At 65.1% G+C, this 13187-nt stretch carries 16 protein-coding genes and 1 riboswitch; of the genes, 7 read left to right on the top strand and 9 right to left on the bottom strand.

All coding sequences use genetic code 11. The features are described 5' to 3' along the window. From G4223_RS09230 to rpsU, 4 genes are all read right to left on the bottom strand, one after another. The coding region (locus G4223_RS09230) for an alpha/beta hydrolase (RefSeq protein WP_163678230.1) at positions 1 to 705 on the bottom strand (705 nt) is incomplete at its 3' end. 131 nt (positions 706 to 836) lie between these two features. Further along, positions 837 to 1262 (bottom strand): acyl-CoA thioesterase, encoded by a 426-nt coding sequence (locus G4223_RS09225; RefSeq protein ID WP_163678228.1) that lies wholly within the window; start codon positions 1260 to 1262, stop codon positions 837 to 839. Between the two features lie 97 nt (positions 1263 to 1359). Next, complete coding sequence (locus G4223_RS09220; protein WP_163678225.1) at positions 1360 to 2397, bottom strand: methyl-accepting chemotaxis protein; 1038 nt, start codon at positions 2395 to 2397, stop codon at positions 1360 to 1362. Positions 2398 to 2767: 370 nt separating this feature from the next. Further along, entirely contained in the window at positions 2768 to 2971 is a 204-nt protein-coding gene (gene rpsU, locus G4223_RS09215; protein ID WP_002726599.1) for a 30S ribosomal protein S21, read from the bottom strand. 118 nt (positions 2972 to 3089) lie between these two features. Here rpsU and def point away from each other — a divergent pair, with 118 nt between their 5' ends. Both def and G4223_RS09205 read left to right on the top strand, forming a co-directional pair. Next, positions 3090 to 3620 (top strand): peptide deformylase, encoded by a 531-nt coding sequence (gene def, locus G4223_RS09210; protein ID WP_163678224.1) that lies wholly within the window; start codon positions 3090 to 3092, stop codon positions 3618 to 3620. Between the two features lie 8 nt (positions 3621 to 3628). Then, positions 3629 to 4249, top strand: coding sequence for a COQ9 family protein (locus tag G4223_RS09205; protein ID WP_163678221.1), 621 nt, complete (start codon positions 3629 to 3631; stop codon positions 4247 to 4249). Here G4223_RS09205 and G4223_RS09200 read toward each other — a convergent pair whose 3' ends face one another. The 3 genes from G4223_RS09200 to purE all read right to left on the bottom strand — a co-directional run bounded on the left by G4223_RS09200 (position 4250) and on the right by purE (position 6706). Further along, a complete protein-coding gene (locus tag G4223_RS09200; protein WP_205762441.1) occupies positions 4250 to 4897 on the bottom strand; it encodes a DedA family protein in 648 nt (215 codons plus the stop codon). It abuts the gene before it with no gap. A gap of 198 nt (positions 4898 to 5095) precedes the next feature. Beyond that, positions 5096 to 6181 (bottom strand): 5-(carboxyamino)imidazole ribonucleotide synthase, encoded by a 1086-nt coding sequence (locus G4223_RS09195; protein ID WP_163678218.1) that lies wholly within the window; start codon positions 6179 to 6181, stop codon positions 5096 to 5098. Between the two features lie 9 nt (positions 6182 to 6190). Beyond that, entirely contained in the window at positions 6191 to 6706 is a 516-nt protein-coding gene (gene purE, locus G4223_RS09190; protein WP_163678215.1) for a 5-(carboxyamino)imidazole ribonucleotide mutase, read from the bottom strand. Between the two features lie 121 nt (positions 6707 to 6827). Here purE and G4223_RS09185 point away from each other — a divergent pair, with 121 nt between their 5' ends. Both G4223_RS09185 and G4223_RS09180 read left to right on the top strand, forming a co-directional pair. Next, a complete protein-coding gene (locus G4223_RS09185; protein WP_163678211.1) occupies positions 6828 to 7568 on the top strand; it encodes a GGDEF domain-containing protein in 741 nt (246 codons plus the stop codon). Between the two features lie 52 nt (positions 7569 to 7620). After that, positions 7621 to 7712: riboswitch (glycine riboswitch) on the top strand. A gap of 128 nt (positions 7713 to 7840) precedes the next feature. Further along, a complete protein-coding gene (locus G4223_RS09180; RefSeq protein ID WP_338086850.1) occupies positions 7841 to 8470 on the top strand; it encodes a trimeric intracellular cation channel family protein in 630 nt (209 codons plus the stop codon). A gap of 64 nt (positions 8471 to 8534) precedes the next feature. On the opposite strand, the gene G4223_RS09175 is transcribed toward G4223_RS09180, so the two are convergent. Next, a complete protein-coding gene (locus G4223_RS09175) occupies positions 8535 to 8741 on the bottom strand; it encodes a YdcH family protein (protein WP_163678190.1) in 207 nt (68 codons plus the stop codon). Positions 8742 to 8839: 98 nt separating this feature from the next. Here G4223_RS09175 and G4223_RS09170 point away from each other — a divergent pair, with 98 nt between their 5' ends. Continuing rightward, a complete protein-coding gene (locus G4223_RS09170; RefSeq protein WP_163678277.1) occupies positions 8840 to 9940 on the top strand; it encodes an ATP-dependent 6-phosphofructokinase in 1101 nt (366 codons plus the stop codon). A 49-nt stretch (positions 9941 to 9989) separates the two neighbouring features. On the opposite strand, the gene G4223_RS09165 is transcribed toward G4223_RS09170, so the two are convergent. Continuing rightward, positions 9990 to 10574 (bottom strand): UbiX family flavin prenyltransferase, encoded by a 585-nt coding sequence (locus G4223_RS09165; RefSeq protein ID WP_163678186.1) that lies wholly within the window; start codon positions 10572 to 10574, stop codon positions 9990 to 9992. 132 nt (positions 10575 to 10706) lie between these two features. Here G4223_RS09165 and G4223_RS09160 point away from each other — a divergent pair, with 132 nt between their 5' ends. Next, a complete protein-coding gene (locus tag G4223_RS09160; RefSeq protein WP_163678183.1) occupies positions 10707 to 10883 on the top strand; it encodes a YdcH family protein in 177 nt (58 codons plus the stop codon). A gap of 371 nt (positions 10884 to 11254) precedes the next feature. Beyond that, positions 11255 to 13171 carry a propionyl-CoA synthetase gene (locus G4223_RS09155; RefSeq protein ID WP_163678180.1) on the top strand — a complete coding sequence of 639 codons (1917 nt, stop codon included), beginning with the start codon at positions 11255 to 11257 and terminating at the stop codon, positions 13169 to 13171. The last annotated feature ends 16 nt before the right edge of the window (positions 13172 to 13187 follow it).

Here is a 13187-nt window from a genome sequence, read left to right as displayed (position 1 = left end):
CGGCAGCATGTGACCGTGGCCGGACAGTTCGCGGATTGTCGCCCCGACATAGGGAGCGGCGGTCGCTTGCAAGGTGGCGGTGGAAAACACCCGGTCGTCGCTGCCGCCCAGGCACAGCACCGGACAGCGGACCGCCGCCACGTCAACCGCCGAGGCGGCCGTGGGGTCCAACATCCAAAAGAACAGTTCGAACAGGGCGCGCCCTGATTCCGGGCCGAAACGGTCGAACAGCGCACGTTGCTGCGCGGGCGGGATCTTGTTCAGCGAATCGTGGGCGGCGATTTCGAAATTGGGGTGGATGGCGTCTTGCCAGAACGCCCCCAGAGACATCAGCCCTTGTGCCGCCGCCTTTTCCGCCGTGCTGGTCGGCAGGATGCCGGCGCGCGGCGCCGGGCTGACCAGGACCAGCCCTCGCGCCAGTCCCTCGGCGGCCAGTTGTTGGGCCAGCACCGCCCCCATGGAATGACCGAGCAGCAGGGGAGGAGCCGGCAAGGCGCGGATAAACGTGGCCAGTTCGGCGCGATAATCGGCAAGGCCGACGCCGCGCAGGCCGTCCTTGGCGTCCCGGCGGCCGCCGTGGCCGATCAGGTCGGGGGTGTGGCAGGTCCAGTCTTGGGCCGCAAAGGTCTCGCGGAACACGTCGAAGCACCAGCCGCCGGCAAAGGCGCCGTGGATCATCACCACGATCGGTCGCGGCGCGGCCATGGCCTGTCCTTTCGTCCAAATGAACGCCGATGTCGCCGTCAGTGCCGTACGCCGGCTGATGCCGTTCCGTGCCATGGGCGGTCGCCGTTCCGGTGAAAACCCGGCCAGGGTAAGCGCCAGGGCGATCCGGTTCAATGCTCGAACGGTGCCAGCATCTCAGGGGGGATGCGGTGTGGGCGCAAGGTGGTGGCATCCACCAGACACCAGTCGGTCACCCCTTGGGCGCATAAATTGCCTTCGCCGTCCTCGATACGGACATAGCGTTTGAAGCGCGGGCCCTGGGGATCGCCGACCCAGGTCACCGCGCGGACACCGGCGGCGTCGGGGCGGATGGGGCGGAAATAGTCGATCTCGTGACGCAATGCCACCCACGACCACGGAGCCCGCTGGTCGGTCTCGAAATTGGCCGCCCAATGGGCGGTGCCGACCTCTTGCAGCCATCCCACATAGACTACGTTGTTGACGTGGCCGTTCTCGTCGATGTGTTCGGGGCGGATGGTCAAGGGCAAGACGAAAACCGCGCGGTCTTCGCGCGGTTCCAGAATGACGCGGGCCATGGCTTGCCATTCCCCTTTCCTGGCGATATGTGCAAACGCAACCATAGCGGCTTTAGCGCGCTTTGGCAGCACCGTCGTCTTACCCAGGGTGGAAGGGTTATTCGTCTTGGATGATGACGCCGTACCAGCCCAGGCCGGCATAGGTTTCGTAGCCGGGGGTCAGGGCATAGCCCACCGTCGAACCGAACCCGTCGATGTAATAGCCGCGCTCACCGCTCCGGGTGCTGAGCTGGAAGTGCTCGCTGAGATCGCCGCAACCGGCGGAATCGGCGATGATGCGATGGTTGCGGTCGATGATCAGACAGCGGCTCTTGGCCTTTTCCTCGGGGGACAGGCGCACGCCTTCGACGATGCTGCGGCCCTGGGCTTCCCAGTCGAAAAAGATGCCCAACGCGCCGATCGGGGCGCCGTTGGTTTCGCCGCCCTCGCGGATGGCGGTGGCGTAGGTGGCGACCACGGCGTTATCCAGGCTGCGGTTGCGGGTGATGTCGGCGACCGCGAACTCGCCGCCATCACGGGTGGCCATGGCGTCCTTGAACCATTGCTCGTCGGAAACATCGGTGCCGATGACGTTGGGATAACGCCCCGGCCGGCCGTTGGCGATGACCCGTCCCGAGGCATCGGCCACCCACAGGTCCAGATAAACGGTGTAGGAGGCGAGGATCACCCCCAGCCGCTTCGACGCGTGGCGGGAATGACCCTGATCGGCCGGGTTGGCGGCGCAATCCACCACCGCCTGGTCGGTGGCCCACCAGCGTACGTCGCACGACCGTTCGTAAAGGTTGCGGTCGGCGATCTCGACCGCGTTGTGGGCCAGATCGGCCAGACGTTCGCCACGCACGCGGGCGACTTCGTTGGCCAGCGAGCGTCCGAAATCGGACAAGGTGGCAAGCTTGCCCTTGAGTTCGCCGCGCAAGGAATCGGTGACTTGGGAAATTTCGGCCGAGATGGCCTTGACTTCGTCCGCGACAACGGCAAAACCGCGCCCCATCTGGCCGACGCGCTGGGCCTCGATCGAGGCGTTGAGCGCCAGCATACGCGACCGCCGGGTGATGCCGTGGATGCGGTCGATCTTTTGATCGGTCTCCACCGCGACGGTGTTGGTGATTTCCAAAAGGTGGGCGACGGAAGCCATTGGACCTCTCATAAGGTCGGTTAAAACTACGTTACCTACCGTATAGAGGGCTGTGCGTATGGGCACCATTGCGTTAGACGCATGGCTGCCTGCCTAAGAGGCATGCCATAAGAATGAAATGCGCTGCTTAATTTTTAGGCTGATCGCGGTCTCTTGGCGATGGCGACCCCGGAAGTCGGGGGGACGGGGACAGGGGGAGATGCCCGAGCAAACCGAGGTGCCAAACGCCAAGAGCGCCGCGATGATGGCATCGCGGCGCTCTTGCGCAATTGACTTTGGTCAGACCTTGTTGCTCTCTCGCCAAAAAAATGGCGGGGGAGGGTAGAGGAGTCTTTCCAAGGGCCGCCGACAATCGCGGGCGGCTGTCGCCTTAGAAGCCCTCACGCTCCAAGCGCTTGCGCTCCAGCTTGCGGGCGCGGCGCACGGCCTCGGCCTTTTCGCGGGCGCGGCGCTCCGAGGGCTTCTCGTAGTTGCGGCGCAGCTTCATCTCACGGAACACGCCCTCGCGCTGCATCTTCTTCTTGAGCGCCTTCAGGGCCTGGTCGACGTTGTTGTCACGAACGAGAACTTGCACGTTGTGTCTCAGCTCCTCTACGCTGAATAGAACCCCGTCGCACGACACGGGTGCCGTCCGGGAAGGACGCTCAGATAGCATACTCCCGCCGCCAGCTCAAGAGGAGTCGAACGGGGACATGGCGATTTTGAAAATTGCCCGCATGGGACACCCGATTCTGGCCCGCCCGGCCGAGGCGGTGGACGACCCGTCGGCCCCCGAGATACAGCGCCTGATCGACGACATGATCGAGACCATGCAAGACGCCAACGCCGCCGGTTTGGCCGCTCCCCAGGTACATGCGCCGTTGCGGGTGGTGGTGTTCCACGTCCCCGCCGCCCGTGCCGAAAGCGAGGAGGGAGTGGTACCGGTGTCGGTGTTGCTGAACCCGGTGATCCAGCCTCTCGACGCCGGCACCCAAGTCGGGTACGAAGGCTGCCTGTCGTTGCCGGGGTTGACCGGGGCGGTGCCGCGCTGGTGCCGCATCCGCTATGCCGGGCTTGACCGTGACGGCCGTCCGGTCGATTGCTTGGCCGAGGGGTTCCACGCCCGCGTGGTTCAGCATGAATGCGACCATCTGGACGGCATTTTGTATCCCCAGCGCATGCCCGATCTCGGCCGCTTCGGCTTTGTCGAGGAAATGCGGCGCGGCCTGGACCGGGAAGGATGAGGACGAACATGGATTTCCAAGAGATTCGCGACCGTCTGGTTTTGGCGGCCTTGCCCCATGTGGTGTTCGAGGGCTGGTCGCTGCGGGTTCTGGCTGAAGCCGCCGTCGCCGAAGGTCTGGACCCGTCGTTGGCCGAGCGCGCCTTCATGGGCGGCGCGGCCGAAGCGGTGGCCCATTTCGCCGCCTTGGCCGACCGCATGATGGAGGAAGACCTTGCCGGCCGGGATCTGGTGGCGTTGCGTGTGCCGGAACGGGTGTTGGCCGTGCTTGACGCCCGCTTCACCCGCTGGGCGCCGCACCGCGAGGCGATCCGCCGGGGATTGGCGGTGATGGCGCTTGATCCGGTGCGGGCGGCGCGTGCCACCGCCGCCACCGTCGAGGCGACATGGCGGCTGGCCGGCGAACGTTCGAACGATTTCTCCTGGTACACCAAGCGCCTGACTTTGGGGGCGATCTATTCGGCGACGATGCTGTTCTGGCTGGACGACCCGTCCGAGGATTGCGCCGACACCCGCGCCTTCCTGCGCCGCCGTCTGGCCGATGTCGGCCGTGTCACCGCCTTGCGCAAACAGGCCGGCGGCTGGTTGGGGAAGCTGCCGCGCGGTGTTGGGTTGCCGCGCGGGTTGTGATTACTCGCTGACCGAAGGGACGTCGGCCGAAGCGGCGGATGTGTCGCTCTCGGCCCGTTCCTTGGCCTCGAGCGCCCGCAGCTTGCGCTTTTGCTTGAGGTAGCCGATGGCGCCGACCAGCAATGCCAGGGCGAAGAACCCCAACAGCGCATACCACTTGTTCTCGCCTAGCCAGTGTTCCAGCGCCTTGCCCAGCCAATAGCCGCCCCAGGCGAAGCTGTGGGCCCACACCATGGCGGCGATGAAGTTCAGGACCATGTAGCGCAGCCGCGGCACGCCCGAGATGCCGATGACGAACGGGGCGATGTTGCGGATGCCGTAGATGAAGCGGAACGACAGGATGAATAGGGTCGGATGATCCTTGACCAGTTGGAACGCCCACTCGATCTTGTGCCCCAGGGTCGGCCAGCGATTCAGCAATGGCGCCCCGTAGCGCCGGCCGATCAGGTAGTAAAGCTGGTCGCCGCAGAAGCTGCCGGCAAAGGCGGCCAGGGCCAGAAGCTCCACGTTGATGGGCAATTCGCCCGCCGAACTGGCCGCACCCATCAAGATGACGATGGTCTCGCCTTCGATGAAGGTGGCCACCAGCACCAGCGGGTAGGTCAGGTAATGGTATTCGGCGGCAAGCCGAAGGATGAACTCTTCCAAAGGTCCCTGCCCGCTGAAGTCCCGACAAGGACGCGGCGGTCCCTTGGGAAGGGGCGGTGCGTCCGGCGATGATCTCGGTCAACGTCTTCCGTTTTTCAACGGCGGCCGTTTTGTTTTTTGCAAAATCCCGCATTGGCGGCGGGGGCGTCAATGACCAATCTTGCACGTCTCCGAACCGTCATGCCCGGAATGCGGCGGTTACAGCTTGCGCGGGCTCAAGTGGGTGACGTGTCCCATCTTGCGGCCTTCGCGCGCTTCGGCCTTGCCGTACAGGTGCAGTTTGGCCACCGGGTCGGTGAGGATGTTCGGCCAATCGTTCACGCTGTCGCCGATCAGGTTCTTCATAATGGCGTCGGAATGGCGCTCGGGGCTGCCCAGCGGCAGGCCACACACCGCGCGCACGAATTGCTCGAATTGGTCGGTGACGCAGGCGTCGATGGTCCAGTGGCCGGAATTGTGCGGCCTGGGCGCCATTTCGTTGGCCAACAGGTGGCCGTCCTTGGTCACGAACATCTCGACCGCCAACAGGCCGACCAGATCCAGCGCATCGGCCACCTTGTGGGCGGCGGCCATGGCCGCCTCGGCCTGGGAGCGGGGAATGGGGGCGGGGACGGTGGTGGTGTCGAGGATGTGGTTGGTGTGCACGTTCCACGCCGGGTCGAAGGTCGCGGACGTGCCGTCGAGACCGCGGGCCACGATCACCGATATCTCGCCGGCGAAGTCGATGAATCCTTCCACGATGGCCGGGGCGCCCTTGAGCGTCGCCCATGCCTGATCCAGGTCGGTGTCGGCGGTGATCTTGACCTGTCCCTTGCCGTCATAGCCGAAGCGCGTGGTCTTGAGGACGGCGGGGCGGCCCAGTCTGGCGACCGCGTCCTTCAATTCGGCGGCGCTGTTCACCTGGGCCCAGGGGGCGGTTTCGATGCCGATGGAATTGAAGAAGCTTTTTTCCGCCACCCGGTCCTGGGCGACCTCGAGAACTTTCCAGCCGGGGCGCACGGGAACGCGCTCGGACAGCACGCGCACGCTTTCGGCGGGGATGTTCTCGAATTCGAAGGTGACAACGTCGACGGCGCGGGCGAAGCCGTCAAGGGCGGCAAGGTCGGTGTATTCCGCCACGGTCGCCGCCGCCACCACCTGTTCGGTGGGGCTGTCGGCCTCGGGGCAGAAGACGTGGACGCGATAGCCCAGGCGGGCCGCCGCCAGCGCGGCCATGCGGCCCAACTGGCCGCCGCCGATGATGCCGATGGTGGATCCCGGAGGGAGCGGAGTGGGCGTGGTCATGGCCGGGCCTCAGACGATCAGGTCGGGATGTTCGGAATCGACGGGTTTTTCCGCCACGCTTTCGGTTTGGCGGGTGCGCCAAGCCTCGAGCCGTTCGGCCAGGGCCTCGTCGGAAAGCGCCAGGATCGACGCCGCCATCAGGCCGGCGTTGGTGGCCCCCGCCTTGCCGATGGCCAGGGTGCCGACCGGCACGCCGCCCGGCATCTGGACGATGGAATAAAGCGAGTCGATGCCCTTCATGGTGCGGCTTTCCACCGGCACGCCCAGCACCGGCAGCGCGGTCATCGAGGCGGTCATGCCCGGCAGGTGGGCGGCGCCGCCGGCGCCGGCGATCACCACCTTGAGCCCGCGTCCCTTGGCCGAACTGGCGTAATCCACCAGACGCTTGGGGGTGCGGTGGGCGGAAACCACGCGGGTTTCGTAGGCGACGCCCAATTCGGCCAGGACTTGCGCGGCATGGCGCATGGTTTCCCAGTCGGACTGGCTGCCCATGATGATGCCAACCTGCGGCACGGCGTTCGTCATCGTGTCTGTCCTCCCCCCGCCGGGGGCATTCGAGGAAAGGGCGGATTATAGGAATCACGCGCCACTGTGCAAGTGGCCTGTGGATCGTGCTATGATCCTTTTGGAAACACGGAAGAATTCCATGGCCAATGAATATCGCACAGAACGTGTCGAGCCGTCATTGCGCACCCAGGGCTACGCATCCGGGCGCGAGGGGGCTTCACGCCGCCACAACCAACCGTTCCACGCCTATGAACAGGCCGCCCGCGCCTCGCCGCCGCCCGAGGCGTCGGACGTCGCTTCGGTGCTGGGCCTGCCGGCCGAAGCGGTGACGCCGGCCCTGTTGACGGCGATCACGCCGATCCTGGCGGAAATCGAGCGTCTGCACTGGCTGTCCGATCAGGCCGAGCGCCGGTCGTCGTGGCTGGAACAGCAAAGCGACCGTCACTCGGTGGTGCCGTGCCTGACGCGCCGGGCCTTTGTCCGCGAGCTCGAATCGTTCCTTGTCTCGGGCGAAAGCTCCGGCACCGTCGCCCTGGTCCAGGTGGCGGGGATCGAGGCGTTGCGTCAAATTTACGGTCTGGCGGCGGGCGAGGGCGCCTTGCGTCATGTGGCGGCGGTGGTGGTGGGGGCGCTTCGGGCCAGCGACATGGTCGGGTGTCTGGGCGGTTCCGACTTCGCCATCTTGCTGCCCGGCACGTCCGAGGACCAGGCCCGCCCCAAGGTCGAGGCCATCTGCGCCCGCATTCCCGATCCGCCCTTCACCTGGCTGGGTCACCGTATCCCGCTGTTGCCGGCCATGGGAACCCACCAACTGGCGCCCGGCGAGAACGCCGAAGCAGCCATCGCCGCCGCCGATCGCCAGCGGCGGGGTTTGGAATAGGGCTTGCGGTAAACCGGGGCTTGACCGTGAACCGGGGGTTCGGACATGATCCGCGCCTCCCGCAGGAGAGAGAGGCCGTCAGACGGCCTCCGCCGAAGGCGCAAACTCCCATAATCGCTCAGGCTCATGGACTGCGGGATTGCAATGCCGACTGGAGAGCGGCCGCATGCGCGGCCCACCGAAGGGGCAGGTCCGCGCGTGCGGGTCGAACTCTCAGGTACAAAGGACAGGGGGAGAGGCGCCGCGACACCCGACATAAGGGGCCGCGTCTCGTGGGAGTCCCATCCGTGCTGCACACCATCTATCTGATCGCCATTGCCGCCGAGGCCATGTCCGGAGCCCTGGCCGCCGGCCGGCGCAATCTCGACGTGTTCGGCGTTGCCGTCATCGCCTTCGTCACCGCGCTGGGCGGCGGTACCATTCGCGACCTCATGCTGGGGCATTTCCCCATCGGCTGGACCCAGCATCCCGAATACGTCTATCTGGTGGTCGGCTGCGGTCTGGCGACCGTGGCTGTCGCCCGTTTCATGCACCGGCTGCGGCTGGTGTTCCTGGTGCTCGACGCCATGGGGCTGGTGGCGTTCTCGCTGATCGGCTGCGAGGTGGCGCTGTCCATGGGCTATGCCACCGCCATCGTGGTCATGGCCGGCATGGTCACCGGCATTTCGGGGGGCATCTTGCGCGACGTGCTGTGCAACCGGGTGCCCCTGGTGTTCCGCAAGGAAATCTATGCCAGCGTGTCGTTGGTGGTGTGCGGGCTTTACCTGGCCCTGCGCCAATGGGGGATCGACCACGATCTGGTGGTGCTGGCCGCCTTCGCCGCCGGTTTCGCGCTGCGTCTCCTGGCGATCTGGCGCGGCTGGGGCTTGCCGACCTTTTCCTATCAGCAGCGTTGGGACTGATCGCGCTTCCACGAATTTCCGACCACGGGTCGGAAATTTCTGAAACGGGCATGAACCGCGGGGATCAGGCGATGATGTCGGGGACCAGTTGGTTTTCGAGCGAGGATATCTGGTCCTTCAGCATCAGCTTGCGTTTCTTCAGGCGCTGAAGACGCAACTGATCCATGAACGGATCGTCCGCCATGCGGGCGATGACATCGTCCAGATCTCTGTGTTCGGTTGTCAGCTCCGCCAGTTTTCGGCGTATTTCTTCGATGGTGTCGTCGATCATGACGGAGTAAAGACACTTGGGCCGGTGTTCCTGGTTGACAGTAGCAGAACTCGGGCGGAAACGGTATGGGTAAGGTCGTCTTGCCCACAGGAGGTTTCATGGCGGAAAAGCGTATCGGCATTCTTACCAGCGGCGGCGATTGCGCCGGTTTGAATGCGGCCCTGCGTGCGGTTGTCCATCGGGCCATCCGTGGTTACGGCTGGCGTGTGTTTGGTATCCGTGACGGCAGCCTGGGCCTGATGAACCGGCCGCTGTCCTATGTGGAGTTCGACCTTTCCGTCGCCTCGGGCGAGATGCTGCGCCAGGGGGGGACCATCCTGGGCACCATCAACAAGGGCGATCCCTTCGCCTATCCCATGCCCGACGGCAGCAAGAAGGACCGTTCCCAGGACTTTGTCGAGGGATACAGGGAACTGGGGCTGGACGCCCTGATCGTCATCGGTGGCGACGGGTCCATGCGTATCCTCAACAAGCTGTGCAAGATGGGCTGCGTTCCCATGGTCGGCATTCCCAAGACCATCGACAACGACGTCGCCCACACCGACTATGCCATCGGCTATGTCACCGCCCTGGGCGTGGCGACCGAGGCCATCGACCGTTTGGCTCCGACCGCGGCCAGCCATCACCGCGTGATGATCCTCGAGGTCATGGGCCGCGACGTCGGCCACATCGCCTTGTCCTCGGGGATCGGCGGTGGTGCCGACGTCATCCTGATTCCCGAGATTCCTTATAATCTCGAAGGCATTGCCGCAAAGATCGAGGAAGTGCGCGAGGAAGGCCGCAACCACGCCCTGGTGGTGGTGGCCGAAGGCTGCAAGACCGAGGACGGCCGTCCGGTGTCGCAGGTGCAGACCGGCGGCGAGGTGCGCTACGGCGGCATCGGCCAGTATCTGGCGGCCAAGCTGGCGCCCATGGTGGACGCGGAAACCCGTGTCACCGTGTTGGGCCACGTTCAGCGCGGCGGTACGCCCAACATGCGCGACCGTCTGATCGCCTCGGCCTTCGGCGTGCACGCCGTGGACCTGATCGCCCAGGGCAAGATGGACCGCATGGTGGCGTGGCAGCATGGTTCGGTGGTCGACGTGCCGCTGGCCGAGATCGCCGGCATCACCCGCGCCGTCGATCCCTATGGCGCCCTGGCCCATACCGCGCGGGGTCTGGGCATCTATATCGGTGAGATGAACTCCTGCGCCGTGTGATCGACGCAGGTCCGGTCAAAGCCCCCTCGGTCGCCGAGGGGGCTTTTTCTTATTCCCCCCAGCGCCGGACCAAGTCGGTCTCGATGCCGAACAGGTCCAGCATGCGGCCGACGCTGTGGTCGATCATGGCCTCCAGGCTGTCGGGCCGGGCGTAGAAGGCGGGGACGGGGGGGGCCACCACCGCGCCCATTTCCGACAATTGCAGCATGGTGCGAAGGTGGCCGGTGTGCAGCGGCGTCTCGCGGACCATCAGCACCAGCCGGCGGCGTTCCTTGAGGCAGACGTCGGCGGCGCGGGTCAACAGGCTGGTGGTGACGCCGCTGGCGATCTCGCTCATGGAGCGCACCGAGCACGGCGCCACGATCATGCCCAGCGTGCGGAACGAGCCCGAGGCCGGGGCGGCGCCGATGTCCTCGGTCTTGTGCCAGACCGAGGCCAAGGCCCGCACCTCGGCCAGCTTCATGTGGCTTTCGTGGGCCAGGGTCACCTCGGCCGCCTTGCTCATCACCAGATGGGTCTCGATCCCCAGGGGGCGTAGCGCCTGGAGCGCCCGGATGCCGTAGACCACGCCAGAGGCGCCGCTGATGCCCACCACCAGGCGGCGGGGAGGGGTGGTCGTGCCGTCGTTCGTCAAAGTTCACCCATTCGCAAGAAATTATGTTGCTTTCGCGCCAGCAATAAGAGATACAAACCGATTTCCATGCTGACAGCGGGGGGCGGGCGGCATACACTTCCTTCCTCACCCCATTTCGTAGGGAGGATAGTAATGAGCCTTCAGGACCGGATCGAGTCTTTGAAAGCCAAGCATGCCGCCTTGGAAACCGCCATTGCCACGGAAACCCGGCGTCCCTATCCCAACGAGCCGCAAATCGCCGTGCTGAAGCGCCAGAAACTGGCGATCAAGGACGAGTTGGCGCGGCTTGGTCCTCCGTTGACACATTAGCGCCGAGCGTCAAATCCGGCGCATGGCACACCTGCGGCCGTTGAGGCCGCGGCCAAGCGTGCGGAGGCACGCGCCCGGTGAGGGCTGAACTAAAAACTAGACCGCGACGGTCCGCACGGGGCCGTCCGTCCTATCGCCGCCATGGCGGGCCAAAGGCCCCAGGCGCGACGGACGGGCGGCCCCGAAGCATTTGTCATCGGCATGAAACGAGTCATTTCCTGACCCGAGCGGGCTGTCAAGCGGCGAAAAGTTTCGTTTGCAACGATTGGCCCTTTGCAAAAATTTCCGGCTTGTTGCATCTTGGGCCCGCCATAAGGGGGAGGCTCTGCTCAACCCCCGGGATTCGCTGTTAGAAGAGGGAACGGCCGCAAATGACCAATGCTTATCAACAGGCCTACGACGCATCGTTGCAGGACCCCGAGGCTTTCTGGGGCGAGGCTGCCAAGGAAATCAGCTGGTACAAGACCTGGGACAAGGTCCTGGACGACTCGCGCAAGCCGTTCTACCGCTGGTTCGCCGGTGCCGAGGTCAACACCTGTTACAATGCCATCGACCGTCACGTCGAAGGGGGACGTGGTGATCAGGCCGCCATCATCTATGACAGCCCGGTCACCAACAGCAAGCGCACCATCACCTACGCCGAACTGAAGGACGAGGTGTCCAAGTTCGCCGGCGCGCTGCGGTCCTTGGGTGTGGAAAAGGGCGACCGCGTCATCGTCTACATGCCGATGGTGCCGGAAGCGGTGGTCGCCATGCTGGCTTGCGCGCGCTTGGGCGCGGTGCATTCGGTGGTGTTCGGCGGCTTCGCCTCGAACGAGCTGGCGACCCGCATCAACGACGCCCAGCCCAAGGTGATCGTCTCTGCCACCTGCGGCATCGAGACCACCAAGGTCATTCCCTACAAGCCGCTGCTGGATCACGCCATCGAACTGGCCGACCACAAGCCGGCGGCGACCATCATCCTGAAGCGTCCGCAGGCCGAGGCTGAACTGATCGCCGGCCGCGACCACGACTGGGCCGAGATCGCCGCCAAGGCTCAGCCGGCCGAATGCGTGCCGGTCGCCGCCACCGACCCGCTCTACATCCTTTACACGTCGGGCACCACCGGCCAGCCCAAGGGCGTGGTCCGTGACAATGGCGGCCATCTGGTCGCGCTCAAGTGGACCATGAAGAACGTCTACAACATCGAGCCGGGCCAGGTGTTCTGGGCCGCGTCCGACGTGGGTTGGGTGGTCGGCCATTCCTACATCTGCTATGCGCCGCTGTTCCATGGCGCGACCACCGTGGTCTACGAAGGCAAGCCGGTCGGCACTCCCGATGCCGGCGCCTTCTGGCGCATGATCTCGGAACACAACATCACCGCGCTGTTCACCGCGCCCACCGCCTTCCGCGCCATCAAGCGCGAGGACCCCGAGGGCGCGCTGCTCAAGAACTACGACCTGTCGTGCCTGAAGACCCTGTTCCTGGCCGGTGAACGTTCGGACCCCGACACCATCAAGTGGGCGCAGACCAATCTCGGCGTGCCGGTGGTCGACCACTGGTGGCAGACCGAGACCGGCTGGGCCATCGCCGCCAATTGCGTCGGCCTGCACCTGTTCCCGGTCAAACCCGGTTCGCCGACCAAGGCCGTTCCCGGCTGGGACCTTCAGGTCCTGGACGAAGGCCATCATCCGTGCAAGCCCGGCCAGACCGGCTCGCTGGTGGTCAAGCTGCCGTTGCCTCCCGGCACCTTCTACACCCTGTGGAACGCCGAGCAGCGCTTCTTCGACAGCTACATGGCCGAGTTCCCCGGCTACTACAAGACCGCCGACGCCGGCATGATCGACGAGGACGGCTATGCCTACGTCATGAGCCGCACCGACGACATCATTAACGTCGCCGGCCACCGTCTGTCCACCGGCCAGATGGAAGAAGTGCTGGCCAGCCACCCGGACGTGGCGGAATGCGCGGTGATCGGTGTCGCCGATCAGCTCAAGGGCCAGTTGCCGCTGGGCTTCGTCTGCCTCAAGGCCGGCGTGACCAAGCCGAATGACCAGATCCTCAAGGAAATCGTCGCCCTGGTGCGCGAAACCATCGGCCCGGTCGCCGCGTTCAAGAGCTGTACCATCGTCAAGCGTCTGCCCAAGACCCGCTCTGGCAAGATCCTGCGCGGCACCATGCAAAAGATCGCCGACAACCAGGATTACAAGATGCCGGCGACCATCGACGATCCCGCCATCCTGGAGGAAATCGACGAGTCGTTGCAGGAAATCGGCTATTCCAAGGCCCGCAAGGAAGCGGTGGAATAAGCGTTTTCCTTTGTTT

The sequence above is a fragment of the Magnetospirillum aberrantis SpK genome (genome assembly GCF_011022235.1).
Taxonomy (GTDB): Bacteria; Pseudomonadota; Alphaproteobacteria; order Rhodospirillales; family Magnetospirillaceae; genus Magnetospirillum; species Magnetospirillum aberrantis.
The sequence above is the reverse complement of the archived record's forward strand: the minus strand, read 5'-3'. Positions and strand labels throughout refer to the sequence as shown.

Bases quoted from the DNA above. Each gene is read 5' to 3' on its own strand.
- G4223_RS09195 (WP_163678218.1), bottom strand. From the start codon at position 6,181: ATGACCACGCCCACTCCGCTCCCTCCGGGATCCACCATCGGCATCATC.
- G4223_RS09220 (WP_163678225.1), bottom strand. From the start codon at position 2,397: ATGGCTTCCGTCGCCCACCTTTTGGAAATCACCAACACCGTCGCGGTG.
- G4223_RS09225 (WP_163678228.1), bottom strand. From the start codon at position 1,262: ATGGCCCGCGTCATTCTGGAACCGCGCGAAGACCGCGCGGTTTTCGTC.
- purE (WP_163678215.1), bottom strand. From the start codon at position 6,706: ATGACGAACGCCGTGCCGCAGGTTGGCATCATCATGGGCAGCCAGTCC.
- G4223_RS09160 (WP_163678183.1), top strand. From the start codon at position 10,707: ATGAGCCTTCAGGACCGGATCGAGTCTTTGAAAGCCAAGCATGCCGCC.
- G4223_RS09155 (WP_163678180.1), top strand. From the start codon at position 11,255: ATGACCAATGCTTATCAACAGGCCTACGACGCATCGTTGCAGGACCCC.
- G4223_RS09175 (WP_163678190.1), bottom strand. From the start codon at position 8,741: ATGATCGACGACACCATCGAAGAAATACGCCGAAAACTGGCGGAGCTG.
- G4223_RS09185 (WP_163678211.1), top strand. From the start codon at position 6,828: ATGGCCAATGAATATCGCACAGAACGTGTCGAGCCGTCATTGCGCACC.
- G4223_RS09205 (WP_163678221.1), top strand. From the start codon at position 3,629: ATGGATTTCCAAGAGATTCGCGACCGTCTGGTTTTGGCGGCCTTGCCC.
- G4223_RS09170 (WP_163678277.1), top strand. From the start codon at position 8,840: ATGGCGGAAAAGCGTATCGGCATTCTTACCAGCGGCGGCGATTGCGCC.
- def (WP_163678224.1), top strand. From the start codon at position 3,090: ATGGCGATTTTGAAAATTGCCCGCATGGGACACCCGATTCTGGCCCGC.